Here is a 24321-nt window from a genome sequence, read left to right as displayed (position 1 = left end):
CGGACGAGGCCGCGGGCACACGCCGGTGCGCGGGCACACGACAGGAGGGCCCGCGCCCCCTACGGGGACACGGGCCCTCCTGTGCCGTCTACTGCTGGTGTGCGTCGTGGTGCGTGTGTCCGGCGCTTCAGGCCGTCACGCGGACCATGTCCGCCTGCGGGCCCTTCTGGCCCTGCGAGATCTCGAACTCGACCCGCTGCCCTTCCTCAAGGGTGCGATATCCGTCCATCTGGATCGCGCTGTAGTGGACGAACACGTCCGCCCCACCGTCGACCGCGATGAAGCCGTATCCCTTCTCCGCGTTGAACCACTTGACGGTGCCTTGAGCCATTCCTAACTCCCCTATTGCCGGCCCTTGCGCGGGCCCGCGCTCCGCGGACCCGGGTCAGTCGCCACCCCCCGGCGAGAGGGGGCGGCGTGCGCCGGAACGCGTCGACCGCGGCTGAATGTATCTGGGCAGACGCCCTCCGCAACAGGTCTGTCAGACGAGAATTCCGGTCACGCCGGATTGCCGCTAAGCACATGAACGGCAGGAAAGCAGGGCAACTCGGGCCGGGCATAGCGGACCTGCACGACAATTCACTCGGTGAATCCGGGCGCAAGTTGTCGCGTTCTCATGGGCGCCGAGCGCACACTTGGGGGGAGGCACGCTCACTCTACCGTTCTTCGAGGGGCGGAATTACCAATTCCGCTCACCGTGCGTGGTGTGCGCCCCCTCCCGGGAGCGCACATGCGGGCGGCCCCGCGCCCCTCTCGCGCGGAGGGGGCGCGGGGCCGCCCGCATGCGGTGGCGCGTACGGCGCCGGGGAGCCGCTCGGTCAGCAGCCGCCCGCGACGGCCGGGATGATGGAGACGCCCGAGCCGTCCGGCGTCGTCGTCTGCAGGCCGTCGGTGAAGCGGACGTCGTCGTCGTCGACGTAGACGTTCACGAAGCGGCGCAGCTTGCCGGAGTCGTCCAGCACCCGGGCGGAGATGCCCTGGTGGTTCTTCTCCAGGTCCGCGATGACCTCGGCGAGCGTGGCGCCCTCGGCGGGCACCTCGGCCCGGCCGCCGGTGTGGGTGCGCAGGATGGTCGGGATTCGGACGGTGACGCTCATGCCAGGCCGGCCTTTCGGAAGGAGTCCAGGTTGGGGCGGATGATCGCGGACGGTCCGGTGGTCGGGGCCACCGCGTCCAGGGTCTTGAGGCCGTCGCCGGTGTTGAGGACGACGGTGGTCAGGGTCGGGTCGAGCACGCCGGCCTCGATCAGCTTCCTCGTCACGCCGACGGTCACGCCGCCCGCGGTCTCGGCGAAGACGCCCTCGGTCCGGGCCAGCAGCTTGATCGCGTCGACGATCTGCCCGTCGTTCACGTCCTCCACCGCGCCGCCGGTGCGGCGGGCGATGTCCAGCACATAAGGACCGTCGGCCGGGTTGCCGATGGCCAGCGACTTGGCGATGGTGTCCGGCTTCACCGGCCGCACCACGTCGTGGCCGTCCTTGAAGGCCCGCGACACCGGCGAACAGCCCTCGGCCTGGGCGCCGAAGATCTTGTAGGGCCGGTCCTCGACCAGCCCCAGGGCGATCAGCTCGCGCAACCCCTTGTCGATCTTGGTGAGCTGGGAGCCGGAGGCGATCGGGACGACGAGCTGGTCCGGCAGCCGCCAGCCGAGCTGCTCACAGATCTCGTACGCCAGGGTCTTGGAGCCCTCCGCGTAGTACGGGCGGAGGTTGACGTTGACGAAGCCCCAGCCCTCGCCGACCGGATCCCCGATCAGCTCCGAGCAGAAGCGGTTCACATCGTCGTAGGTGCCCTCGATGCCCACCAGGTCGCCGCCGTAGACCGCGGCCATGACGACCTTGCCCTGCTCCAGGTCGTGCGGGATGAACACGCACGAGCGCAGGCCCGCGCGGGCCGCCGCGGCACCGACGGCGCCGGCGAGGTTGCCGGTGGAGGAGCACGACAGGGTGGTGAAGCCGAAGGCGCGGGCGGCCTCGACGGCGATGGCCACCACGCGGTCCTTGAAGGAGTGCGTGGGGTTGCCGGAGTCGTCCTTGACGTACAGGCCGCCGGTGACGCCCAGCTCGCGGGCGAGGTTGTCCGCCTTGACCAGCCTGGTGAAGCCCGGGTTCAGATTGGGCTTGTCCGCCACGCCGGCCGGGACCGGCAGCAGCGGGGCGTAGCGCCAGATGCTGTCCGGACCGGCCTCGATCCGCTTCCGGAGCTCCTCCGGGTCGCCCCCGGGCAGGTCGTACGCGATCTCCAGGGGGCCGAAACACGCCTCACAGGCGAAGATCGGCCCGAGCGGGAAACGCTCACCGCATTCGCGGCAGGAGAGCGCCGCGGCGGGGCCGAGCGAAAGGTCGGTGTCGGTTGCAACAGTCTGCACAGCCATGGTCGGCGAGGCCCTTTCTCCTCATCTTCCCCGCGACGCCTTTCGCCGCAGGCCGGAATTGGCACCTTCCCCACCGTGGCCTCGGACTGTTGTCGACGAGTGCCGGCGGGAGGGTTGCCGGGGCTTCAACGGGCCGTTCCCTCTGCCCCTCTGGATGAGCTCTATGGCACCGGCCAATCCTCTGACCGGGGCGTTTGTGCACGACGGGACCCCCAAGATGCGGAACTCCCGCGCGTCGTCCAAGACTGTAACCGAAGCCCTCGGCCGCAAGGCCGGCCGTCCGAACCGCGAGACGAGAGGCACACGGGGACAGCGCGGCCCCCCCCCCCCCCCCCCCCCCCCCCGGAGGGCGGGCCCGGGCAAACGCCCCGGAAACATGCCCGGGACCGGGCATGGACGGCCGATGGCGGGCAACCACGGTCCGACCACGGCCGGCGCCCCCGGCCGGCACCCGGCCCCCACCGCGACCGACAGCAGGAGACACGCCGAGATCACCCGGGCGGTCCCGGTCCCGCAGAATGCCTGGGACCGCCGGGACGGCGGTGCCGCCGGGAACACCGGGGCGACCGGGGACGCCGGGACCGGTGAGGACCGGCAAGGACCGGCAAGGACCGGCGAGGACCGTCAAGGACAGGGAGGCACACGTGCTGGATGAGGTCGACCACTGGCTGGAACGACGCTCATGGAGCGCTGCCGAACGCCCGCTGCCCCGGCTGCTGGCCGCCAAGCGGGCCGCCGGACCGGCGGGCAGCGTGAGCGTGGTGCTTCCGGCGCTGAACGAGGAGGCGACGGTCGGCGACATCGTCGCCGCGATCCGCCGCGGGCTGATGACCGATGACATGCCACTGGTCGACGAGCTGGTGGTGGTGGACTCCGGCTCCACCGACCGCACCTCCGAGGTGGCGGCCGCCGCCGGTGCGAAGGTGGTGCACCGCGACGAGGTGCTGCCCCGGCTTCCCGCGGTGCCGGGCAAGGGCGAGGTGCTGTGGCGGTCGCTGCTGGCCACCAGCGGCGAGATCGTCTGCTTCGTCGACGCGGACCTGCGGGAGTTCGACACCACGTTCGTGTCGGGCATCGTCGGGCCGCTGCTGACCGACCCGGGCCTGGCGATGGTCAAGGCGATGTACGACCGCGCCATCGGCGACAGCCCGGCCGGCGGCGGCCGGGTCACCGAGCTGGTCGCCCGCCCCCTGCTCAACCTGTACTGGCCGCGGCTGGCGGGCTTCGTCCAGCCGCTGGGCGGCGAGTACGCGGCGCGCCGCTCCCTGCTGGAGCGGCTCAGCTTCCCCGTCGGCTACGGCGTCGAACTGGGCCTGCTGGTGGACGCGCTGCACACCGTCGGGCTCGACGCGCTCGCGCAGGTCGACGTGGGCGTGCGCAGGCACCGCAACCAGGACGGGCTGGCGCTGGGGCGGATGGCCGCGGCGATACACCGCACCGCCCACGTACGGCAGGCGCGCGGCCCGCTGATACGCCCGGTGCTCACGCAGTTCGAGCGAATACCCGGGGGCGGCTTCGTCCCGCACACCCATCCGGTGGACACCGAGGAGCGTCCGCCGATGTGCACGGTCCCCGAGTACGCCGCCCGCCGCACAGCGGCCTGAGGACCGCGGGCCCGGAGGGGGGAACCCCGGCCCGGCGCGCGCCGGTGAAGCACACACCCGGCCCGGCGCGCGCCGTTCCAGCCGCTCCCGTACCCGCCCGGTACGGGAGCTCCCCGCGTGCGCCGCCGTACCCGCGCAACGCACCCCGTGCGTGCGCCCCGGCCGGCCTCCCCGGCCCCGTGTGACGAGAACCGTACGTTTGAGCGGTACGGACAGCGGCTAGGTTCCGCTCATGGTCACTCGGCACCAGGTACTCGTCGCCTCCAACCGCGGCCCCGTCTCCCACACGCTCGGCGAGGGGGGCGAGCTGACCGTCAAGCGCGGCGGCGGCGGGCTGGTCTCCGGCCTGTCGGCCGTCAAGGGCGACGCGGTGTGGGTCTGCGCGGCGCTGGGCGAGGGCGACCGAGAGGCGGTACGGCGCACGGGCGGCGAGCTGGACCCGGCGGACACCGGCGGCCAGCAGGTGCGGATGCTCGACATCGCGCCCGACGTCTTCGCGGACGCCTACAACGGCATCGCCAACTCCGTGCTGTGGTTCGTCCAGCACATGCTCTACCAGACCCCGCTGGAGCCCGTCTTCGACGCGGACTTCGAGCGGCAGTGGCGCTCGTACGAGGCGTACAACGCGGCGTTCGCCGACGCGCTGTCCCAGGAGGCCGCCGAGGGCGCGGCCGTCCTCGTGCAGGACTACCACCTCACCCTCGTCCCGGCCATGCTGCGCGAGCGGCGGCCCGACCTGCACATCGGCCACTTCTCGCACACCCCCTGGGCGCCGCCGGACTACTTCCGGATGCTGCCGGACGACCCGGACGGCGGGGTGGCCGCCGAGGTGCTGCGCGGCATCCTGGGCGCCGACCGGGCCGCCTTCCTCACCCGGCGCTGGGCCAACGCCTTCACCGACTGCTGCGTGAAGCTGCTGGGCGCGGAGGTCGCCGTGGCCGACGGCGGCGACGAGATGATCGTCACCCACGAGGGCCGCGAGACGCGCATAGGCGTACACGGTCTGGGCGCCGACGCCGAGTTCCTGCGCGAGCGCTCCCGGCGGCCGGACGTGGAGGACCGGATCGCGCTGCTGCGCGGGCAGATCGGCCGCGGGCCCGACGGCGAGCCGCGCAGGGCGATCGTGCGCGTGGACCGCACCGAGCTGTCCAAGAACATCGTCCGCGGCCTGCTCGCCTACCGGCGGCTGCTGGCGGACCGCCCCGAGTGGCGCGGCCGGGTCGTGCACGTCGCCTTCGCCTACCCCTCCCGGCAGGACCTGGCGGTCTACCGCCAGTACACCGACGAGGTCGCCCGCGTCGCCGCCGAGATCAACGCGGAGTACGGCGAGGGCGACTGGACGCCGGTCGAGCTGCACCTCAAGGACGACTTCGCACGCTCCCTGGCGGCCTACCGGCTGGCCGACGTCGCCCTGGTCAACCCGATCCGGGACGGCATGAACCTGGTGGCCAAGGAGATCCCGGTACTCTCCGACGGCGGCTGCGCGCTGGTCCTCTCCCGCGAGGCGGGCGCCTTCGCCGAGCTGGCCGAGGACGCCATCACCGTCAACCCCTACGACATCGGCGCCACCGCGGACGCCCTGCACCGGGCACTGACGATGGACGCGGACGAGCGCGCCGAGCGCACCGAGCGCCTGGCCGCGGCGGCCACGGCCCTGCCGCCCACGAAGTGGTTCCTGGACCAGCTCGACGCGCTGCGCGGCTGACGCCGGACGGACCACGGCGCCGGACGTGACCGGACGCTTGCGCCCGTGTGGTGGGCGCGTGCCCGCGCCCGCCACACGGCCGGCCGGCCGCCCCGGGCCGTCAGGCCCCCAGCGCGTCCGCCAGCGCGCCCAGCAGGCCCACCACCCCGGCGGGACCGTCCACGACCAGGTCCGCCCGTTCGGCCAGTGCGGCGACCTCGTCGCTGCCGCTGCACAGCAGCACGCCGGGCACACCCTCGCCGCGCAGCCGGTCCACCGCGTCGTAGGCGGCCAGATCCCCCAGGTCGTCGCCGCCGTAGAGGACCGAGGCGGCGCCCGTCTCGCGGAGGAACTCCGTCAGGGCCATGCCCTTGTCCATGCCCGGGGGCCGCAGCTCCAGCACCAGGCGGCCGGGCTCCACCGCCAGCCCGTGCCGTCCGGCCAGTTCGGCCAGAGGGGCACGCAGCAGCTCGAAGGCGCCCTGCGGGTCGGCGGCCCGGCGGGTGTGGACGGCCAGCGCACGGCCCTTGTCCTCGGTCCGGACGCCCTGCGGCGCCCCGGCCTCCTCCAGCAGGCCGGGCAGTTCGGCGCGCACGGCCTCCACACCCGGGTGGGGCGGCGGCGTGCGGGTCTCACCCGTGGCGGCGTCCCAGCGCTCCGCGCCGTACGCGCCGAGCACCACCAGGTGCTCCAGGCCCGGCACCCCGGCGAAGCCGCCGTAGCGTGCGGCCGTCCCGGCCGGGCGCCCGGTGACGATGACGACGGCCCGCAGCAGCGGCGCCAGCCGGCTGAGGACGGGCACCGCGTCCGGGTGGGCGCGGGCACCGTCGGGGTCGGGGACGATCGGGGCGATCGTCCCGTCGAAGTCGAGGGCGACCACGGCCCGCCCGGGGCCGGCCAGCAGCGCGGCCAGCCCGTCGCGTCCGGCGGGGGTGGTCGGTACGGGGAGTTGCTCCGGGAAGGTGTGTGAGGAGTGGCTGCCCATGCCCGGGACCATACCCGGCGGCCGTCTCCTCACCGCCCCGGTGACGGCCCCCGGCGACGGCCGCGCCCCATGCCGCGCCCCGGCCGCGGACCGCGTCCCTACCGCAGCCCGCGCCGCTCGTCGCGGCGGCGGCGGAGCCGGTTGACCGTGACCGGGTCGCGGGCCAGGGCGCGCGGGTCGTCGAGCAGGGCGTTGAGCACCTGGTAGTAGCGCGTGGGCGACATGCCCAGGCGTTCGCGTATCTCGCGCTCCTTGGCACCGGGACTCGGCCAGCCGCGGCGCTCGACGGCGAGCACGGCCTCGTCCTCCTCGGACAGGCCGCCGGTGCCGTTGCCGCCGCTCGGCCGCTCGCTGCCGGTGCTCACCACTCCAACCTACTGCCGCGCTCGGACACCGCGTCCCGGCGGCCGGACGGCCCGCGTCCCGTCGCGTATCGCTTCGACAACGGTGCTTCACTCTCCCGGGCCGGGGCTGCTATCCACGTGCGTGTACCCGCCCGCCGGGATCCACCGCCGACCGCACCCCCACCGCACCCCGCCCCGTCACGTCACGAGGAGCCCCCCGCATGGCCGCCGCAGAGCAGTCCCGCACCGCCGCCGAGATCGCCACCCAGCCCGGCTGCTGGCGGCGGGCGGCGGCGGAGTCCGGGTCCGCCGGGGCGCTGCCGCGCCCGGGCGAGCGGGTGGCGGTGACCGGCTGCGGCACCTCGTGGTTCATGGCCCAGTCCTACGCGGCGCTGCGCGAGGCCGCCGGACAGGGCGAGACGGACGCCTTCGCGGCCTCGGAGTTCCCGGCCGGGCGCGCGTACGACCGAGTGGTGGCGATCACCCGCTCCGGCACCACCTCCGAGGTGCTCGGCCTCCTGGCCCATCTGCGGGGCCGCGTGCCGACCACCGCACTGACCGCCGACCCCGCCACGCCCGTGACGGAGACCGCCGACCACACCGCCGTCCTGGACTGGGCCGACGAGGAGTCGGTCGTCCAGACCCGCTTCGCCACGACGGCGCTGGCGCTGCTGCGTGCGGGCCTGGAGCGGCACGGCGCGCCGCCGGCCGGGGTGAAGCCGGTCGGGCAGGCGGCGGTCGACGCGGAACTGGCCGTCGTCCAGCCGCTGCCCCCGGCCGCGCTGGACGCCGAGCAGTGGACGTTCCTGGGCCGCGGCTGGACGTACGGGCTGGCGCTGGAGGCGGCGCTGAAGATGCGCGAGGCGGCCGGCGCGTGGACGGAGGCGTACCCGGCGATGGAGTACCGCCACGGCCCCATCGCGATCGCCCGCCCGGGCCGCGTGGTCTGGCTGCTGGGCTCCCTGCCGGAGGGTCTGTCCGGCGACATCGCGCAGGTGGGCGGGGCACTGCTGGCGGACTCGGACTGCCCGGGCACGGGCGAGCGGGCGCTGGATCCGATGGCCGACCTGATCCGGGCCCAGCGCCTGGCGGTCGCGCTGGCGGAGGCCTCCGGCGCGGACCCGGACCGGCCGCGCAACCTCACGCGCAGCGTGGTCCTGGGCTGACGCGCGCGCCGGCACCCCGCCGGGCCCGTACGGTCGCCCGCGCCGTCCCCGTGCCACCCGTCCGTGCCGCCCGTCCGTGCCGCTCGCACCACCCGTACCGCCCTCGTACCGCCGGGAACTGTACGTGTGGAAAAGGCGGGAACCGGCTGACGCGGCGGGGCGGCGTGAACACACTGGGTGCACGGGGGACCACCGCGAGGATTCACCCGACCACCTGACCATCCGCGTACGGGCCCGGAACGACCCGTCTCCCTGGTCACCGGGTACCGCACCGTCGAGGCGTCCGTGCGCTGCCCGCAGGCCGTGATCCGGGGACCCGTCTTCGGATTCGCCGGGCAGCGGCCCGGGGACGGCCCCCGCCGGCGGCCGCTGAGCGACGTGGACGGCGGCTTCCCGCGGCACGCCCGGGACGGCCTCGACCCGTACCTGTGGTTCATGGCCAGGGACGACACCGAGGACCGGGCTCTGCGCCGCCGGCTGCCGACCGCCGTCGCCCGGCTGGAGACCGAGCCGGTGGACGAGGTCTCGGTTCGGTGGGGGACGCCCGCTACCACGTCGTGCACGGCGACGAGTTCGCCCGTATCGGCCCCTGCGGACCGGTCCCGAGCCCCCGGGCCGCTCTCCTGTGGCCTGGGCGACCGGTCGGTCTCACGGACGAAGGGCTTCGTCGTCGACCACGCCGCCGCCGTCGGCCTCATGACGGGCATCCAGCGGGTCGAGCCGCTGTCGCCGGCCCACCGGGCCGCGCGCCTACCCGGAGGAGGTGCGGGCGGACTCCCTGGGTGCCCTCCGCACCCACCCCGGCGTGGTGCTCCTGCCCGCCGCGACCGGCGGCGAAGTGGACTAGACCTTTTGCGGGTGACAGGTGAGACTGTCCCCCGTGAATCCTCGGCATGACGAAACCGCGTATGTCGTCGCCCTCGACGTGGGCGGCACCGGGCTGAAGGGTGCCCTCGTCGGGCCCGGCCGCACGCTGCTGCACCAGGCGCGGCGGCCCACCGGGCGGGAGGACGGGCCGGACGCCGTGGTGGAGAACGTGCTCGAGTTCGCCGACGGACTGCGCCGGGCCGGGGTCGCACGGTACGGCGCCGAGCCCGTGGCCGCGGGGGTGGCGGTGCCGGGGATCGTCGACGACTCGGCGGGGACGGCCGTCTACTCCGCCAACCTCGGCTGGCGGGACGTGCCCCTGCGCGACCTGCTGGCCGGGCGGCTGGGCGGGGTGCCCGTCGCCCTCGGGCACGACGTGCGCACCGGTGGACTGGCCGAGGGGCGGATCGGGGCGGGGGCTGGCGTGGACCGCTTCCTGTTCACGGCGCTGGGCACCGGCATCGCCGGTGCCGTCGGGATCGACGGCCGGGTGGAGCCGGGCGCGCACGGCGGCGCGGGCGAGATCGGCCACATCACCGTACGGCCCGGCGGGCCCGAGTGCGGCTGCGGGCGGCGCGGCTGCCTGGAGCTGTTCGCCTCCGCCGCCGCCGTGGGCCGGGCCTGGGCCGGGGCGTGCGGTGATCCGGAGGCGACGGCGGCCGGTGCCGCCCGGGCCGTGGAGGCGGGCGACCCGCGGGCCGCCGCCGTCTGGCGCGACGCGGTCGACGCCCTCGCCGAGGGCCTGGTCATCGCGATCACCCTGCTGGACCCGCGGGTACTGATCGTCGGCGGTGGGCTGGCGGAGGCGGGCGAGACGCTTCTGGCGCCGCTGCGCGAGGCCGTACGCACCAAGGTCACCTTCCAGCACATCCCCACGATCGTTCCGGCGGCCCTGGGGGACGCCGCCGGGTGCCTGGGCGCGGGGCTCCTCGCCTGGGACCTACTCTCCGCGGAGGTTGCGAGCCGATGACCGATCCGAAGACGGCGCAGACGACGGGGGCGCGGACGGCGAAAACCCGGCCGGTGAGGCCGCGGACGGCGAAAGCGCGGACGGCCGGAGCGCGGCGCACCGTGCTGACGGGCGCCCGGGTGGTACTGCCGGACGGCGTGGCCGAGGGCGGCAGGGTGACGGTGGAGGGCTCGCGCATCGCCGCCGACGTCCCCGGGGAGGCGGGCACGCTCGACCTGGCCGGCCACTGGGTCGTGCCCGGCTTCGTCGACATGCACGTCCACGGCGGCGGCGGGGCGTCCTTCTCCGCGGGTTCGGCCGAGGAGGCGCTGCGGGCGATCGCCACCCACCGCGCGCACGGCACCACGACGATGGTCGCCTCCACCGTCACCGGCGGTCTGGACGAACTCGCCCGGCAGGCCGCCGTGCTGTCGGAGCTGGTGGAGCAGGGGGACCTGGCGGGCATCCACTTCGAGGGCCCCTTCATCGCCCGCGGCCGCTGCGGCGCCCACGACCCCGGCCTGCTGCGCGACCCCGACCCGGCCGACGTGCGCACACTGGTCGAGGCGGCGCGCGGCGCGGCGCGTATGGTCACGCTCGCGCCGGAGCTGCCCGGCGGTCTGGAGTCGGTGCGGCTGCTGGCCGACAGCGGGGTGATCGCGGCCGTCGGCCACACCGACGCCTCCTACGAGGCCGTGCTGGAGGCCGTCGGGGCGGGCGCGACCGTCGCCACGCACCTGTTCAACGCGATGCCCGCGCTGCTGCACCGCGCCCCCGGCCCGGTGGCGGCGCTGCTGGAGGACGAGCGGGTCACCGTCGAGCTGATCAACGACGGCGTCCATCTGCACCCCGCCGTCCTGGAACTGGCCTTCGCCCGCGCCGGTGCCGGCCGGGTCGCCTTCGTCACCGACGCCATGGGCGCGGCCGGGATGGGCGACGGCCTCTATCCGCTCGGCCCGCTCAAGGTGCGCGTCACCGACGGCGTCGCCCGGCTGGTGGAGGGCGGCTCGATCGCGGGCTCCACGCTCACCCTGGACGAGGCGCTGCGGCGCGCGGTGACGGTGGACGGCCTGCGGATCGAGGACGCGGTAAGGGCCCTGGCGCTCAACCCGGCGCGGCTGCTGGGGGCCGCCGACCGGGTGGGGTCGATCGAGCCCGGCAAGGACGCCGATCTGGTGGTGCTGGACGGCGGCTACCGGGTCGCGGGCGTCATGCGCCGGGGCGAGTGGGTGGTGCCCCCTCGCCTCCCGGACACCGCCGAGCCCGCCGGGGTTGTACGCGGCGGCGCGACAGGCTGATTGCGTTCCGGTCTCGTTCCCACATCGAGCGCGGGCAGGCGTCTCCGCACTCTGGGCCGACCGCCTCCGCTTTGGCATGATCACTCGCACGGTCGGCGGCCCCGCGCCACCGTGGGTATGCCGAACGTTCACACTCGCCGGTGGGAGGCGGAGTACCGGATGATCCTGACCGTCACGCTCAACGCGGCTTTGGACACCACCTACCGCGTCCCCCGTCTGGAGCCGCGCGCCTCCCACCGGGTCCGGGAGGTCGCCGAGCGTCCGGGCGGCAAGGGCCTGAACGTGGCGCGGGTCCTGGGCGCGCTGGGCCACGAGACGCTGGTGACCGGCTTCACCGGCGGCCCGAACGGCGACCGGCTGCGGGCGCTGCTGTCGGAGGTGACGGAGGAGGGCCCGGTCGGGGACGCGTTCATCGCCGTCGACGGGGACACCCGCCGCACCGTCACGGTCGTGGACGAGGCGTCCGGCGACGCCACCGTGCTCAACGAGCCCGGCCCGCAGATAGCCCCCGCCGAGTGGGGGCGCTTCCTGGAGGTCTACGGCGGGCTGCTGCGTGACGCCACCGCCGTCGCCCTGTGCGGCAGCCTGCCGCCCGGAGTGCCCGTGGGGGCGTACGGAACGCTGGTGCGCGCCGCACGCACCTCGGGCGTGCCCGTGCTGCTGGACACCAGCGGGGAGCCGCTGCTGCGCGGGCTGGCCGCCCGGCCGGACGTCGTCAAACCCAACTCCCATGAGCTGGCCGGTATAACGGGCACCACAGAGCCGCTGCGGGCCGCTCGGCTCGCGCAGCGGCGCGGGGCGCACTCCGTGGTCGCCTCGCTGGGCGAGGACGGGCTGCTGGGCCTCACCCCGGAGGGCGTCTGGCGAGTCGAGCCGCCCCGGCGGCTGGCGGGCAATCCGACGGGGGCGGGGGACTCGGTGGTGGCCGCGCTGCTGTCCGGACTCGTGGAGGGCCTGCCCTGGCCGGACCGGCTGGCCCGCGCCGCCGCCCTGTCGGCGGCGACCGTACGGGCCGAGGCGGCGGGCGAGTTCGACCGGGTGCTGTACGAGGAGCTGCTGTCCGGGGTGCGGATCGACCGGCAGATGGCGGCCGTCTGACGGGCCGTCCGCCAGGCGTCGGCGGGACGGCGGCGAGCGGAGAAGGCGGGCACGGGAGACGGGCACGGAGGAGGGGCGGGCATGCCGCTGGTCGGCGGCGGGGAACTCGTGACGGACGCGCACGCGTCCGGCCGCGGCGTCGCCGCGTTCAACGTCATCACCCTGGAGCACGCCGAGGCGATCGCCGCCGGCGCGGAGGCCGTCGGCATGCCCGCCATCCTCCAGGTCTCCGAGAACGCCGTGCGCTTCCACGGCGGCCGGCTCGCCCCCGTCGCCGCCGCGGCGGCGGCCGTGGCACGGGCCTCCGGCGCTGCGCTGGCGCTGCACCTGGACCATGTGGAGAGCCCCGAACTGCTGCGTGCCGCACCGGAGGCCGGGTTCGGCTCGGTGATGTTCGACGCCTCGAAGCTGCCCTACGCCGCCAATGTGGCGGCCACGGCGGAGGCCGTGCGCTTCGGCCACGCGCACGGGATGTGGGTGGAGGCCGAGCTGGGCCGGATCGGCGGCAAGCCCGGCGACCGTGAGCCGGAGGACGGGGAGCCGGAGAACGGGCGCGGCACGCTCGACGCGCACGCCCCCGGTGTACGCACCGACCCCGCCGAGGCCGCGGCGTACGCGGCCGCCACCGGGGTGGACGCCCTGGCCGTCGCGGTCGGCAGCTCCCACGCGATGACCGAGCGCACCGCCGTCCTCGACCACGTCCTCATCGGCGAGCTGCGCGAGGCCGTCCCCGTGCCGCTGGTGCTGCACGGCTCCTCCGGGGTGCCGGACGAGGAGCTGCGGCGGGCGGTCGCGGCCGGAATGACGAAGATCAACGTGGGGACGGCGCTGAACACCGCCTTCACCGGAGCCGTCCGCGCCTACCTCGCCGAGGACGCGCGGGCCGTCGATCCCCGCGGGTACCTGCTCCCGGCGCGGGAGGCGATGGCGCGGACGGTGGCGGCCTTCCTGAAGGTGGTCGGCGGCTGACGCGCCCGCGCCGCGCCGCGGACCCCTGTCCCGGCCTGCCACGGCGGCGTCAGCCGCGGACGTGGCCTTCCTTGAGCCAGACCCGGTCGAGGACGAACCCGCACCGGTCGCCCTTCTCGCAGGAGATCCTGACGGTGTTGGTGCCCTTGTTCAGGTCGACCCAGGCGAAGGTGCGCGTCCAGCCCTTCTCCCACTCGCCCTCGCCCGCCTTGGCGAAGTTCTTCATGTTCAGCGGATCCTTGCGGGGCGTGCCGTTGACGGCGAGCGTGGGGCCCGCGTCCTTGCCCGGCACCCCGTAGCCGACGAACAGCGTGTACTTGCCGTCCTCGGGAACCTCGAAGGTCCAGGTCGCCGAGGAGCCGGGCTTGTCGAGGCCGGTGACGTACGCACCGCTCCTGGACTCGGCGCCCTGGACGGCCTTGTCCGTGGTCGCGCCGCCGCCGAGCTGGAGGCTGGCCGCGTCCTCCGAGGGGAGGGTGCCCGGCTTCTTCTCCTTGTTCTTCTCGGCGTCCTTGTCCTGCTCGTCCCCGTCGCCTCCGCCGCTCTCGCCCTCGCCGGCTCCGGAGGTGGCGGCCTGGACGCCGCCGGTCTGGTTGGCGTTCGCGTCGTCGCCGTCGCTGAAGAAGACCGCGGCGCCCACGCCGAGGACCACCGCGGCGACGACCGCCAGCGCGCCGACCAGCAGGCCGTTGTGGTTGCGGCCCCGTCCCCGGCCGGCCGGACCGGCCGCGGCGGCCTCGCGCCGCGCGGCGGCACGGCCGCCGGGCACGGTCTCGGGGGCCGCGTAGTGCGCACTGGGCTGGTGCGCCTGCTGCTGGTGCGGCGGCGGCGCCTGCTGCTGGCCCTGCTGCCCGCCGTAGCGGCGCTCGCCCACGGCACGGACGTGGTTGTACGAGGTGCGAGGCACTCCCGGCTGTGACGCCGCGGCACCTCCGTCACCGCCCGTACCGCCCTCGGAGCGGTAGAGGTAGGCGAACGGGTCGTCGTTCTCCGGCGTGCCCGAGCCGTTGTTACCGGCGGTCATTCCGTGCGCTCCTCCATGACGGGTGCCTGCCCGGCGCAGCCTACCTCTTTCGGGTTAAAGAGCGCGGTGCCTGTGACCCCTCGCGCCGCGCCTCGCGACACACCCGGCGCCCGGGCCCGCCCGGACCTCATCCGGCCCGGCGGTGGGCCTTGGAACGCGACCGCTTCTCGACGTACATTCGCTGGTCGGCGGAGTGCAGGACCTCCTCGGCGGACATCCCGCACCCCGCCCAGCCGATACCGAAACTCGCCCCCACCCGCACCGCGCGCCCCTCCACGCGGATGGGCGGAATGATCGCGTTGCGCAGCCGTACGGCCAGGTCAGCGGCGTCGCCGCGGCACAGCCCGTCCGCCAGGACGACGAATTCGTCACCACCCAGCCGTGCGACGGTGTCATTGTCGCGAACACCACTCGAAAGACGTCTCGCCACCTCGATCAGCACGGCGTCGCCGCAGTGGTGGCCGAAGCGGTCGTTGATCGACTTGAAGCCGTCGAGATCGCAGAAGAGGACCGCCAGTCCCTTCTCGGAGGGGTCGTCGCTCGCGGGCGCAATGGTGTGGACGTGGTGCTCGTAGCCGCCGGCCGTCTCCGGGAGGACTCCCCCGAAGCCGTCCCGGTAACCGTTCGGCCCCGGACCGCCCCGCCCGAAGCCGTCGAGGCCGAATCCGCCGGCACCGAAGCCCCGGGGGCCGAACCCGCCGTCGAGGACGCCGCCGACTCCCCCGGGGCCCATCTGCGCGGCGTCGGGCGCCGGCGTGGGCTTGTCGCACAGCCGCGCGCTGAGCCGGGCCCGCAGCTCGGCGCTGTTGGGCAGGCCGGTGAGCGAGTCGTGGCTGGCGCGGTGGGCGAGCTGGAACTCGTGCCGCTTGCGCTCCTCGATGTCCTCGACGTGGGTGAGCAGGAAACGCGGGCCGTCGGTGGCGTCGGCCACCACCGAGTTGCGCAGGGAGACCCACAGATAGGAGCCGTCGCGCCGCGCCAGCCGCAGCTCGGCCCGGCCGCCTTCCGCGGAGGTGCGCCGCAGGGTCGTCAGGTCCTCGGGATGGACGAGGTCGGAGAAGCTGTGGCGCCGCAGCGCCGCCGCCGGGCGGCCCAGCAGCCGGCACAGCGCGTCGTTGGCGCGCACCAGCCGTCCGTGCTGGTCGCCGCCCAGCTCGGTGACCGCCATGCCGCTGGGCGCGTACTCGAACGCCTGCCGGAAACTCTCCTCGCTCGCCCGCAGCGCCTGCTGCTCGCGTTCCAGACGGACCAGCGCGCGCTGCATGTTTGCGCGCAGCCGGGCGTTGCTGATCGCAATCCCCGCCTGGAAGGCGTACATCTGCAACGCTTCGCGCCCCCACGCGCCCGGGCGCCGCCCGTTGCGCGGCTTGTCGACGGAGATGACGCCGAGGAGCTCTCCGTCGGAGGAGTGCATCGGCGCCATGAGGAGATCCATCGGGTGCCACTCGTCGGCGTACCGCGGGGCCGGCCCGGCGGTGTGCCACTGCGGCACGTCGTCGTCCATCAGCACCCACGCCTCGGTGTACGGGATGAAGCACAGCTCGCCCCAGCGCTCCCCCAGTGCCAGCCGCCGGTCCCAGGCCGCCCGCGATCCCGTACGGCCCGCCATCATCGACTCGGCGCCCTCGCTGCCTGCGACGGCCGCCACCACGAGGTCCCCGTCGGGCTTGACGAGATTGACCGCGGCCAGTTCGAAGTCGAGGCCCTTCACGATGCCGTCGGCGACGGTCTGCAGGGTGTCCGCCAGACTGCGCGCGGTGTTGAGGTCCGCCATGGACTGGTGAAGCCTGCGCAGGGCGGCGAGGCGCACGTACGGCTCCGACTCGGCTTCCATCCGCCCTCCCCCTGAGACTCGAGTGGGTGACTCCAGATGATCCGGTTTCGGACTTCCTCCTGTCTTCAGGCCACTGAATCACAGCGAGCTGTCCGTCCGGTACACAGGGTCAACGATTGCCCCTGTGTGTGACTCATGTCACAGCGGAGTGCGCACGCACGACCGCGCACACGGGAGCACTCCACCCCGGACCACACCCGTACCGAACGCAAATCCCAGCCCTGACCTGCGGATCATTCAGCCGGTGTACCTAGGTCCGGTCTGGTCCCGAGGTCCGATGCGGGCCCCCGGGGCAGCGTCTAGCGTGCGGGGTGTGCACCCGACACCACAGCAGCAGATGTCCCGGAACGCCCCCACTTCGACCTCGCGCCACTCCTCCGGCATCCCGCATCCTGAGGGGGTGGGCGAGGAGGAGTTCCGCGCGGCCCTGGCACGACTGGCCGCAGGCGTGGTACTGGTGACGGCGCACGACCCGGAGGACGGGCCGCGCGGCGAGGACGTGGGCATGACCGCGACTTCCTTCCTCTCCGTCTCCCTGGACCCGCCGCTGGTACTGGTCAGCGTGCGCGAGGGCTCCCGGGTGGACGAGTTGCTCGAACGGCAGCCGCTGTGGGCCGCCTCCCTGCTCGCTGAGGGCCAGCGCCACATCGCGGGCCGCTTCTCCATGCGCGGCCGCGTCAGCGACCGCCTGCTCTTCCAGGACATGCCCTGCACCCGCGGCGAGACCTCCGGCGCCCCCCTGGTCGACGGCGCGCTGGCGACGGTGGAGTGCCGCACCGAGCAGCGGGTGGGCGCGGGAGACCACACGCTGGTGATCGGCCGGGTGCTGACCACCTCGCTGCCGTCCTCGGAGGGCAGGCCCCTGACGTACTTCCGCGGACGCTACCGCCACCTGGCGTAACGGCCGCCCGGCCCGTCCGGCCGGAAAGCGCACCCGCCGTCCACAGCCCCCGACGGGCCGGGCCGCCCGCTGACTACACTGACGTGACACGACCTTGGCACAGCGTGGCGACTAATCGGGGGACGGAGGCACGGCGTGACGGGCGAGCGTGACTTCGGCGGTGGCAAGAGCCTGAACTACCAGGCCGAGACGCTCACCGCCTTCAAGGGCCGAATCGACGAACTCCTGGGCGAGCTGGGCAAGTCCCCGGCGTCCCACAAGCAGATCGGCGAACAGACCGTCACCCCGGACGCGTACGGCACGGGCTTCAGCGCGGCGGAAGACCTGTCAGCCCTCTATGACAAGGTGCACACGCGCCTGGAATCCCTCTCCCGTCTGTTCGGCGATCAGTTGGAGGCGCTGGGGATCGCCACCGAGATCGTGGACAGGGGCTACGGCAACGTCGAGGCGGACCAGCGGCAGCGCTTCCAGGCCATCCAGACACAGGTGGACGAGCACCGGTCGGCAAGCCGGCGGGGTGGCCCGGAGAAGGGCCAGGACTCCTCCTCCGAAGGCAACAGGAAAGCCCTCGACGCGGACACGGACTTCGACTAAGGGGGGCAGGAATGGCTACAGGAGAGTTCGAGGGCAAGTCGCTCGCCGCACTCAACGCGATGGTCGCGAAAGCCGACCCCGGCCTGCTGACATCGCGCGGCCAGGCCCTCGGCGAGGCCGGCTCCGACATGGACGGCATCGGCAGCGAACTGCGCACCCACATCGACCGCGTGGAGTGGGACGGTGAGGGCGGCGACGCCTTCCGCGAGTGGGGGCGTCAGTTCGCCCTGGAGTCCATGCGGTTCGCCGCCTACGTCCGCACGCTCGGGCAGCACATGGTCAACGCCGGCCAGGCGCTGACCGAGGCCAAGGCCGCCATCCCCGAGCCCGAGTTGATGTGCTACGCCGACCCGGAGAAGGACAAGGCCCGCCAGGAGCGCGAGGAGAGCAAGCGCCAGGAGGCGATCAACCAGCTCAACCGGTTGTCGTCGTACTACAGGACGACCGGGGAGAGTCTCCGCGCGGCGGAGGAACCGGACTTCAAGCCGCTGCCTGACGCGCGGGAGGAAAGGCGATCCGGCCCAGGCGCATCGGTCGCAACACCGAGCGGAGGCGCAAAGGAGTCGACTGCGTACCCTGATTCAGGTACCGCTTTCGACAGGAGCGTCCCCGTCGGAGAAGGGTCGGAGGTACTCTCCTCCCCCGCCGCCGACCGTCCCGCTCCGGCGTTCGACCGCTCCACGAATACGAAGCTCGATTCCGTCGCCCCTCTTCCCGTTGCCGAGCAGCGGCCGCAGACCGCAGCGCCCGTCCCCGCTCAGCAGTCCGCCGGTCCGTCCTCTCCCGCGATGGCTCCGTTACCACCCACCGGACCAGTCCGGCAGACGGGTCGCGCCCCCACCGGGGGCAGGCCGTCGGTTGGCAGCAGTGGAGGCAGCCCTTCGCCACGAGGCCCGGTAAAGGACGGCATCATGGGCGGCACGCCTCGCCACACGGGCAACCCCGCGCCCGGCACCGGGACTCCACGCGGAACTGTCGCCGGCGACCGTGCTCCCACGGGCCGTCCGGTGGGTGGTTCTCCGAGCACCGCGGGAGGCGGGGCCCCGGCGGGCAGGGGCGCGCCCTCTGGACGTCCCTTCGCTCCGTCGCCAGGCAGCCCGTCAGGAGCGTCCCGTACGGGAAGTGGCTCCAAGAGCGCCAGTTTCACTCCAGGCGGCACCGGCCTTGTCCGGGGAAACACCAATCCGGGCGTGGCGGGGCGACCGGCCGGCACGAGTTCGCCGTCGGAGAACCGGCGGCGTGGACAGGATCGTCCCGACTACCTGGCCGAGGACGAGGAGACCTGGGCAGGGCGGCGGGACGTGGTGCCGCCGGTCATCGACTAAATCCGAGGAAGTGCACTGTCCCATGCGATCCCATGCCCCCTCCACACAGAGACGAGCACTGACCTTGGTCGGTCTGCTCACGGCCATGCTCATGTCTCTGGGGCTGCTTGCACCTCCTGCCCTCGCCGACATCAGGCCTGATCAGCAGTGGTACCTCGACGCCATGAACACCTCAGGGCTGTGGAAGGTCAGCAAGGGCAAGGGCGTGACGGTTGCCGTCGTCGACTCCGGGGTGAAGCCGGTCCCTGGTTTGGAGGGCAGGTTGCTGCCGGGGAAGAGCTTCGCCGCAAAAGCCCCCGAACCTCACGAAGACGTAAGTGGCCACGGAACGGAAATGGCCGCGCTGATCGCCGGTTCCGGGACGGGGAACAGCCTCCGAGGCCTGGCTCCCGAAGCGAAGATCCTTCCCGTACGGACGCACATCAAAGCGGACTTCGTCACCAGTTGGGACAAGACACTCGTCAACGCGATCCGGTATGCGGCTCGGAGTGAGGCCAAGGTCATCAACATTTCGCAAGGTGTCTCCAATCTGGACGATGGGACTCTCGCCGAGATGCAAGACGCGATTGACGAAGCCAATGAGCGCGGCAAGCTGATCTTCGTTGCCTCAGGAAATGACGGCCGTCGGGTTGAAACGAGGGACTACCCTGCAGTCCTCCCGGGCGTTGTGCCAGTAGGCGCGGTCGACGAGACCGGAACGGTGGCCGACTTCTCGAACTACGGCCCTCACCTCGCACTCTCCGCTCCCGGCGATCCCGGCGGCACCAGCGTGGCGTCCGCCATCGCGTCCGCCTCGGCCGCCCTCATATGGGCCGAGCACCCCGACTGGACCCACCACCAGGTCCTGCGCGTGATGATCGAGACGACCGGGATGTCGCAGCGGGGTGAGGAGCCCAGCATGTACCTCGGGCACGGCATCGTCAGACCCGCGCAGGTCCTCGTCGACGGTGACGGCGACCCCGGGCCGGCGGATGTGAGCCCGATCTTCTCCAAGTACTACGCCTCCCTCGAAGCCTCCAGGTCTCCCTCCCCCGCGGACGGCAAGGGCGAGAACGAGGGACCGCCCACCGCCAAGCCCGGCGAGAATCGGGAGAAGGAGCAGGCCGCCGCACAGGAGGGCTCGGACGACAGCGGACCGCCCTGGGCGGCCATCGGCATCGGAGCCGCGGTACTCGTCGCCGTCGCCGCGGTCGTCACCGCCGTCGCCTTCCGGCGGCGGACGCCTGCACAGCCCCGGTACTGAGCAGCGAGGAGTGGACCGGTCCGGCCGGCCTACCCCCAGTCGCGGCCGGAGCGGCCGCGCTTGACGTCGGAGCGGTGCTTCTTGTTCCGCAGCCGCCGCTCGTTGATCCCACGCGGGACCTTGCCCTTCCTGCGCGGGCGCGGCGGCGGCGCGGTCGCCTCCGCCAGCACCGCGGCCATGCGTACGGCCGCAGTCTCGCGGTTGCGCCACTGGGAGCGGTGCTCGGCGGCCCGGACGACCAGGACTCCGTCCACCAGCCGGCCGGCCAGCCGGTCCAGGGCCCGCTCCTTCCAGACCCCGGGCAGCGCCTCGGTGCGCGCGAGGTCGAAGCGGAGTTCGACCCGGCTGTCGCTGGTGTTGACGTGCTGGCCGCCAGGCCCGGACGAGCGCGAGAAACGCCAGTTCAGCTCGGCCTCCGGCAGGGAGACCGAGCCGCGGATGAGATAGGGCCCGGACATGGCCCCCATGATCCCGCCCTCCGGGCCCGCCGTCACGGCGTTTTCCCGGCCTTCCGGCTCCTCCTCCTCACCGCCTCCCCTGCCAGGAAGGTAAAGAAAGCAAAGAAACATGGAACCCGGTCCCCCACCGTCGGCGTTGGAGAGGGTAGGAAATGGACCAGTAAGGGCCAGCACGGAAACACCACAGAAGGGCATCCCCATGGCTGTAAGCCTGTCCAAGGGCGGCAACGTCTCGCTCACCAAGGAGGCCCCCGGCCTGACCGCCGTGACGGTCGGCCTCGGCTGGGACGTCCGTACGACCACCGGTACCGACTTCGACCTCGACGCCAGCGCCATCGCGGTCAACGCGAACGGCCAGGTCTACTCGGACCAGCACTTCGTCTTCTTCAACAACAAGGCCACCCCGGACCAGGCGATCGTCCACACCGGTGACAACCGCACCGGCGAGGGCGAGGGCGACGACGAGCAGATCAACGTCAACCTCGCGGCACTGCCCGCCGACATCGACAAGATCGTCTTCCCGGTCTCCATCTACGACGCCGAGAGCCGCAGCCAGAACTTCGGCCAGGTGCGCAACGCCTACATCCGCATCCTCAACCAGGCCGGCGGCTCCGAGATCGCCCGCTACGACCTGAGCGAGGACGCCGCCACCGAGACCGCCATGGTCTTCGGCGAGCTGTACCGCCACGGCGCGGAGTGGAAGTTCCGCGCGGTCGGCCAGGGCTACGCCTCGGGCCTGGCCGGCATCGCCAAGGACTTCGGCGTCAGCGTCTGACCGCCCGACGCCTCGCGAGGGCGCCCGGCATCGCACATGCGGTCCGGGCGCCCTCCGCGTTCCATGGTTCCTCTCCACGGCAGGGGAAGGGGCAGGAGCAGCGCAGCACGGTCACGCCCTCGCATGGCGGCTCGGTCGCCTCGCCGTCCCGGCAGGTGCGGTACTGCGCGAGCGAGGGCCGATCGTCACGGTGCACGGCAAGGGATCGTTCGTCGTCGAGCGGCAGCCTGAGGAGACCGGTCCCGACGACGGCCGGAAGCAGCCCCCGCCCCGCCCGGTGGGCGTGCGCACGCCCCGCCGTGCCACCATCGCTTCCGTGCTCGACATCGGCTACTCCCTCTCCCGCCGCTTCCCCGACCCGCCGCAGACCGACTACCGCTCGGCGGACACGCGGGCGCTGCGGCACGACCTGTTCTGCGGCGACGTCTACCTCGCGGACACCGAGACGGACCGGGAGCTGTCCACCGCGCGCGGCACCGTACCGGTGCTCGACTTCGCCTGGGCGCTGTGCGACATCGCCGAGCGCCTCGACCGCGACCCGCTCGGCAGCCGCGCCGCCAAGCCGCAGTACGCCGAACTGGACTTCGTGGAGTCGGCCGACAGCCTCCACTTCGCGCGCCGCTTCGGCTGGGTGGACGTCACCGCCGAGTGGCTGCCCGCCGACGAGCCCCCGCTGACCGTCAACCACGGTGAGCTGCGCCGCGAGGCCCGCGACTTCCTGCACGACCTGATCGCCGACCTCACCGACATCCACGAGGGGCTGGGCGACAACCCCGTGGTCTGGGACCTCCAGACCCGCTTCCCCAGGGCGTGAACCCGCCGCTCTCCCCAGGGCCCCTGACTCAACGGCCTTGACCTCAAGCCTGCTTGAGACCGGAGAGTGGTCACCGCCGGACCGGCCGACCGCCGGACCGGTCGGCCGCCGGACCGGTCGGCCGCCCGCCCGCCCGCCAGTCACGGGGAGAGATCATGCATGCCGCACGTCTGCACGCCTTCGGACCTGCCGAGAACCTCCGCTACGAGCGGATCCCGGACCCCGAGCCCGGCCCCGGCCAGGTGCGGATCGCCGTCGCGGCCGCCGGGGTGCACCTGGTGGACACCGCCCTGCGCGAGGGACTGCGGCTCGGCCCGGCCCCCGCACCCGCCGAGCTGCCGACCGTCCCCGGGCGGGAGGTCGCCGGCACGGTGGACGCGCTGGGCGAGGGCGTCGATCCGGCGTGGCTGGGCCGCCGCGTCGCCGCCCACCTGGGCATGGCGCCCGGCGGGTACGCCGAACTGGCCGTAACCGGCGCCGAGCGGCTGCACCCGCTGCCCGGCAGCCTGAGCGAGGACCACGCCGTCGCCCTGGTCGGCACCGGCCGTACCGCCATGGGCATCCTCCGCTTCGCCGACCTCTCCCCCGCCGACACGGTGCTGGTCCTGGCTGCCGCCGGAGGCATCGGCTCGCTCCTCGTGCAGTACGCCCGGCACAGGGGCGCCACCGTCGTCGGCGCGGCGGGCGGGCCGGAGAAAGTGCGGGCGGTGAATGACCTGGGTGCGGACCTGGCGGTGGACTACGCCCGGAGCGACTGGGCCGAGCGGATCCGGGAGAAGTTCGGGGACCGGCCTGTCACGTATCTCTTCGAAGGCGTCGGCGGCGGTCCCGGCCGCAGGGCCACCGTCCTCCTCGCCCCCGGCGGCTCCCACCTCTCCTACGGTTACGCCTCCACCGGCTTCTCGCCCGAAGGGCAGGCCGTGCTGAGCGAGGAGGAGCAGCGGGAGTCGAAGGTCACTTCGCGCTCGGTGCTGGGCAAGCCGATGTTCGACCGCATCGGAGGCATGGAGAACATCCGGGCACTGGAGGAGGAGGCCATGGCGCTGGCCGCCGGGGGAGTCCTCGTCCCGCCCGTCCACCACTTCCCGCTGGCCCGGGCCGCCCGCGCCCACCGCGCGCTGGAGACCCGCGCCACGCTGGGCAAGGTCGTCCTCGTCCCCTGACCTGGCGGTCGTCAACCGCGACCGGTGACTTACCTCCGTCGAGTCATCCAACGGATGAGGGGGTTCCATGGGATGGGCCGTGCAAGACGAGCCCTCGGGCAGTGCCGGGAAGAGGGACACACCGTGGAGGAGGAGCTGCGAGCGACACAAGCGGACGTACCGGCCTCGCCCGGGCTCGCAGAGCACGGCCGGTCAGCGCCGGGATCGAGCAGGAGTACGCGGCCGCACGGCTGAGACTCGAACCGGGCGAGACAGTACGTGGCCGCTGAGGCGGTAGGCGTCGATGTAGACGTTGCCGGTGGTGCCGGACTGGGAGTTGTCCTTGGCGTTGTCCGGGTCCCACTTGACGACCAGTTCGTACCGGCCGTCACCGTCCAGGTCGCCGGGGGAGGCCTCGACGGGGGTGTAGGCGGAGCCGGGGCGGGAGAGCGGTACGTCGAGGTGGTTGCCGCCGGTGAAGCGCAGCGAGGGTGCGGAGGCGGCCTGTTCGGCGCCGTCGACCACCGCGCGCACGGTGTAGGAGGCGTCGGCGGCGGCGCCGGCCTCCTGCGCGGGCAGGGCGACGAGCGAACGGCGGCCAGCAGCGCGGCGGACGCGACGGCGTACAGCCCTCTGAGGCGGGAGCGGGGTCTTACGGTTGTGCTGTGGGCAGTCATGGCGGCTCCTTGTCGGGGGTGGCGCGCCCACGGGTGGGGGGGAAGAGCCTTGATGAATCGATTCATTGACGCACCGGACGGAGGCGTGTGCACGCCGGGGTGCCGACGAAGAAGCGTGGGAGCGCTCCCGAGACGACAGAGGCGGCCGTCGCGGAACGGCAAGAGCCGTGCACGGACGAAGCGGTGGGACCGGCGA

At 73.4% G+C, this 24321-nt stretch carries 24 protein-coding genes, 1 pseudogene and 1 riboswitch; of the genes and pseudogenes, 16 read left to right on the top strand and 9 right to left on the bottom strand.

Annotation, left to right across the window (positions count from 1 at the left end; genetic code table 11):
• Positions 1 to 127: 127 nt before the first annotated feature.
• The 3 genes from ACGRHY_RS15600 to thrC all read right to left on the bottom strand — a co-directional run bounded on the left by ACGRHY_RS15600 (position 128) and on the right by thrC (position 2374).
• On the bottom strand, positions 128 to 331 hold the full coding sequence (locus tag ACGRHY_RS15600; RefSeq protein WP_004986573.1) for a cold-shock protein: 204 nt from the start codon (positions 329 to 331) through the stop codon (positions 128 to 130).
• A gap of 487 nt (positions 332 to 818) precedes the next feature.
• Positions 819 to 1097 carry a MoaD/ThiS family protein gene (locus ACGRHY_RS15595; protein WP_394635941.1) on the bottom strand — a complete coding sequence of 93 codons (279 nt, stop codon included), beginning with the start codon at positions 1095 to 1097 and terminating at the stop codon, positions 819 to 821.
• A complete protein-coding gene (gene thrC, locus ACGRHY_RS15590) occupies positions 1094 to 2374 on the bottom strand; it encodes a threonine synthase (RefSeq protein ID WP_394635940.1) in 1281 nt (426 codons plus the stop codon). Before thrC ends, ACGRHY_RS15595 begins: the two co-directional genes overlap by 4 nt.
• Positions 2375 to 2392: 18 nt before the next feature.
• Positions 2393 to 2535, bottom strand: a riboswitch (SAM riboswitch).
• Between the two features lie 483 nt (positions 2536 to 3018).
• Between thrC and ACGRHY_RS15585 the strand changes: the two genes are divergently transcribed.
• Positions 3019 to 3978, top strand: a complete 960-nt coding sequence (locus ACGRHY_RS15585; RefSeq protein ID WP_394635939.1) for a glucosyl-3-phosphoglycerate synthase — start codon at positions 3019 to 3021, stop codon at positions 3976 to 3978.
• A 232-nt stretch (positions 3979 to 4210) separates the two neighbouring features.
• Positions 4211 to 5683 carry an alpha,alpha-trehalose-phosphate synthase (UDP-forming) gene (locus ACGRHY_RS15580; protein ID WP_394635938.1) on the top strand — a complete coding sequence of 491 codons (1473 nt, stop codon included), beginning with the start codon at positions 4211 to 4213 and terminating at the stop codon, positions 5681 to 5683.
• A 100-nt stretch (positions 5684 to 5783) separates the two neighbouring features.
• On the opposite strand, the gene otsB is transcribed toward ACGRHY_RS15580, so the two are convergent.
• Both otsB and ACGRHY_RS15570 read right to left on the bottom strand, forming a co-directional pair.
• Positions 5784 to 6647, bottom strand: a complete 864-nt coding sequence (gene otsB, locus ACGRHY_RS15575) for a trehalose-phosphatase (protein ID WP_394635937.1) — start codon at positions 6645 to 6647, stop codon at positions 5784 to 5786.
• Positions 6648 to 6745: 98 nt separating this feature from the next.
• On the bottom strand, positions 6746 to 7012 hold the full coding sequence (locus ACGRHY_RS15570) for a DUF3263 domain-containing protein (protein ID WP_394635936.1): 267 nt from the start codon (positions 7010 to 7012) through the stop codon (positions 6746 to 6748).
• A 200-nt stretch (positions 7013 to 7212) separates the two neighbouring features.
• Here ACGRHY_RS15570 and ACGRHY_RS15565 point away from each other — a divergent pair, with 200 nt between their 5' ends.
• The 7 genes and pseudogenes from ACGRHY_RS15565 (at position 7213) to ACGRHY_RS15535 (ending at position 13338) form a co-directional block, all read left to right on the top strand.
• On the top strand, positions 7213 to 8157 hold the full coding sequence (locus ACGRHY_RS15565; RefSeq protein WP_394635935.1) for an SIS domain-containing protein: 945 nt from the start codon (positions 7213 to 7215) through the stop codon (positions 8155 to 8157).
• 177 nt (positions 8158 to 8334) lie between these two features.
• Positions 8335 to 8901 (top strand): annotated as a pseudogene (locus ACGRHY_RS15560) (DUF5954 family protein); the annotation flags it as partial.
• Positions 8902 to 8920: 19 nt separating this feature from the next.
• Positions 8921 to 9004, top strand: coding sequence for a hypothetical protein (locus tag ACGRHY_RS15555; RefSeq protein WP_394638068.1), 84 nt, complete (start codon positions 8921 to 8923; stop codon positions 9002 to 9004).
• Positions 9005 to 9028: 24 nt separating this feature from the next.
• Complete coding sequence (locus tag ACGRHY_RS15550; protein WP_394638067.1) at positions 9029 to 9994, top strand: ROK family protein; 966 nt, start codon at positions 9029 to 9031, stop codon at positions 9992 to 9994.
• Positions 9991 to 11271 carry an N-acetylglucosamine-6-phosphate deacetylase gene (gene nagA / locus ACGRHY_RS15545; protein ID WP_394635934.1) on the top strand — a complete coding sequence of 427 codons (1281 nt, stop codon included), beginning with the start codon at positions 9991 to 9993 and terminating at the stop codon, positions 11269 to 11271. Before ACGRHY_RS15550 ends, nagA begins: the two co-directional genes overlap by 4 nt.
• A gap of 159 nt (positions 11272 to 11430) precedes the next feature.
• Positions 11431 to 12369, top strand: coding sequence for a 1-phosphofructokinase family hexose kinase (locus ACGRHY_RS15540; protein WP_394635933.1), 939 nt, complete (start codon positions 11431 to 11433; stop codon positions 12367 to 12369).
• A gap of 81 nt (positions 12370 to 12450) precedes the next feature.
• Positions 12451 to 13338 (top strand): class II fructose-bisphosphate aldolase, encoded by an 888-nt coding sequence (locus ACGRHY_RS15535; RefSeq protein ID WP_394635932.1) that lies wholly within the window; start codon positions 12451 to 12453, stop codon positions 13336 to 13338.
• A gap of 49 nt (positions 13339 to 13387) precedes the next feature.
• Here ACGRHY_RS15535 and ACGRHY_RS15530 read toward each other — a convergent pair whose 3' ends face one another.
• Both ACGRHY_RS15530 and cdgB read right to left on the bottom strand, forming a co-directional pair.
• Complete coding sequence (locus tag ACGRHY_RS15530; RefSeq protein WP_394635931.1) at positions 13388 to 14362, bottom strand: carbohydrate-binding protein; 975 nt, start codon at positions 14360 to 14362, stop codon at positions 13388 to 13390.
• 127 nt (positions 14363 to 14489) lie between these two features.
• Positions 14490 to 16196: a diguanylate cyclase CdgB gene (cdgB, locus tag ACGRHY_RS15525; RefSeq protein ID WP_394635930.1), complete on the bottom strand. Its 1707-nt coding sequence runs from the start codon at positions 16194 to 16196 to the stop codon at positions 14490 to 14492.
• 337 nt (positions 16197 to 16533) lie between these two features.
• On the opposite strand from cdgB, the gene ACGRHY_RS15520 reads away from it, so the two are divergent.
• The 4 genes from ACGRHY_RS15520 to ACGRHY_RS15505 all read left to right on the top strand — a co-directional run bounded on the left by ACGRHY_RS15520 (position 16534) and on the right by ACGRHY_RS15505 (position 20259).
• Positions 16534 to 17097 carry a flavin reductase family protein gene (locus tag ACGRHY_RS15520; protein ID WP_394638066.1) on the top strand — a complete coding sequence of 188 codons (564 nt, stop codon included), beginning with the start codon at positions 16534 to 16536 and terminating at the stop codon, positions 17095 to 17097.
• A gap of 135 nt (positions 17098 to 17232) precedes the next feature.
• Positions 17233 to 17691 carry a DUF2563 family protein gene (locus ACGRHY_RS15515; RefSeq protein WP_394635929.1) on the top strand — a complete coding sequence of 153 codons (459 nt, stop codon included), beginning with the start codon at positions 17233 to 17235 and terminating at the stop codon, positions 17689 to 17691.
• Positions 17692 to 17702: 11 nt separating this feature from the next.
• Positions 17703 to 19016, top strand: coding sequence for a hypothetical protein (locus tag ACGRHY_RS15510; protein WP_394635928.1), 1314 nt, complete (start codon positions 17703 to 17705; stop codon positions 19014 to 19016).
• Between the two features lie 85 nt (positions 19017 to 19101).
• Complete coding sequence (locus ACGRHY_RS15505) at positions 19102 to 20259, top strand: S8 family serine peptidase (protein WP_394635927.1); 1158 nt, start codon at positions 19102 to 19104, stop codon at positions 20257 to 20259.
• Positions 20260 to 20288: 29 nt separating this feature from the next.
• Here ACGRHY_RS15505 and arfB read toward each other — a convergent pair whose 3' ends face one another.
• Positions 20289 to 20726 carry an alternative ribosome rescue aminoacyl-tRNA hydrolase ArfB gene (gene arfB / locus ACGRHY_RS15500; protein ID WP_394638065.1) on the bottom strand — a complete coding sequence of 146 codons (438 nt, stop codon included), beginning with the start codon at positions 20724 to 20726 and terminating at the stop codon, positions 20289 to 20291.
• 190 nt (positions 20727 to 20916) lie between these two features.
• Between arfB and ACGRHY_RS15495 the strand changes: the two genes are divergently transcribed.
• The 3 genes from ACGRHY_RS15495 to ACGRHY_RS15485 all read left to right on the top strand — a co-directional run bounded on the left by ACGRHY_RS15495 (position 20917) and on the right by ACGRHY_RS15485 (position 23469).
• The gene (locus ACGRHY_RS15495) at positions 20917 to 21492 is read left to right on the top strand and encodes a TerD family protein (protein WP_394635926.1); all 576 of its coding nucleotides are present in this window, start codon (positions 20917 to 20919) and stop codon (positions 21490 to 21492) included.
• A 316-nt stretch (positions 21493 to 21808) separates the two neighbouring features.
• Positions 21809 to 22306, top strand: a complete 498-nt coding sequence (locus ACGRHY_RS15490; protein ID WP_394638064.1) for a hypothetical protein — start codon at positions 21809 to 21811, stop codon at positions 22304 to 22306.
• A gap of 155 nt (positions 22307 to 22461) precedes the next feature.
• Positions 22462 to 23469 (top strand): zinc-binding dehydrogenase, encoded by a 1008-nt coding sequence (locus ACGRHY_RS15485; protein WP_394635925.1) that lies wholly within the window; start codon positions 22462 to 22464, stop codon positions 23467 to 23469.
• 192 nt (positions 23470 to 23661) lie between these two features.
• Here the strand turns inward: ACGRHY_RS15485 and ACGRHY_RS15480 are convergent, their stop codons facing one another.
• Positions 23662 to 23973 carry a rhamnogalacturonan lyase family protein gene (locus ACGRHY_RS15480; protein WP_394635924.1) on the bottom strand — a complete coding sequence of 104 codons (312 nt, stop codon included), beginning with the start codon at positions 23971 to 23973 and terminating at the stop codon, positions 23662 to 23664.
• Positions 23974 to 24321 lie beyond the last annotated feature (348 nt).

Origin of the sequence: Streptomyces shinuiensis (genome assembly GCF_043660855.1) — a bacterium.
Classification (GTDB): Bacteria; Actinomycetota; Actinomycetes; order Streptomycetales; family Streptomycetaceae; genus Streptomyces.
The sequence above is the reverse complement of the archived record's forward strand: the minus strand, read 5'-3'. Positions and strand labels throughout refer to the sequence as shown.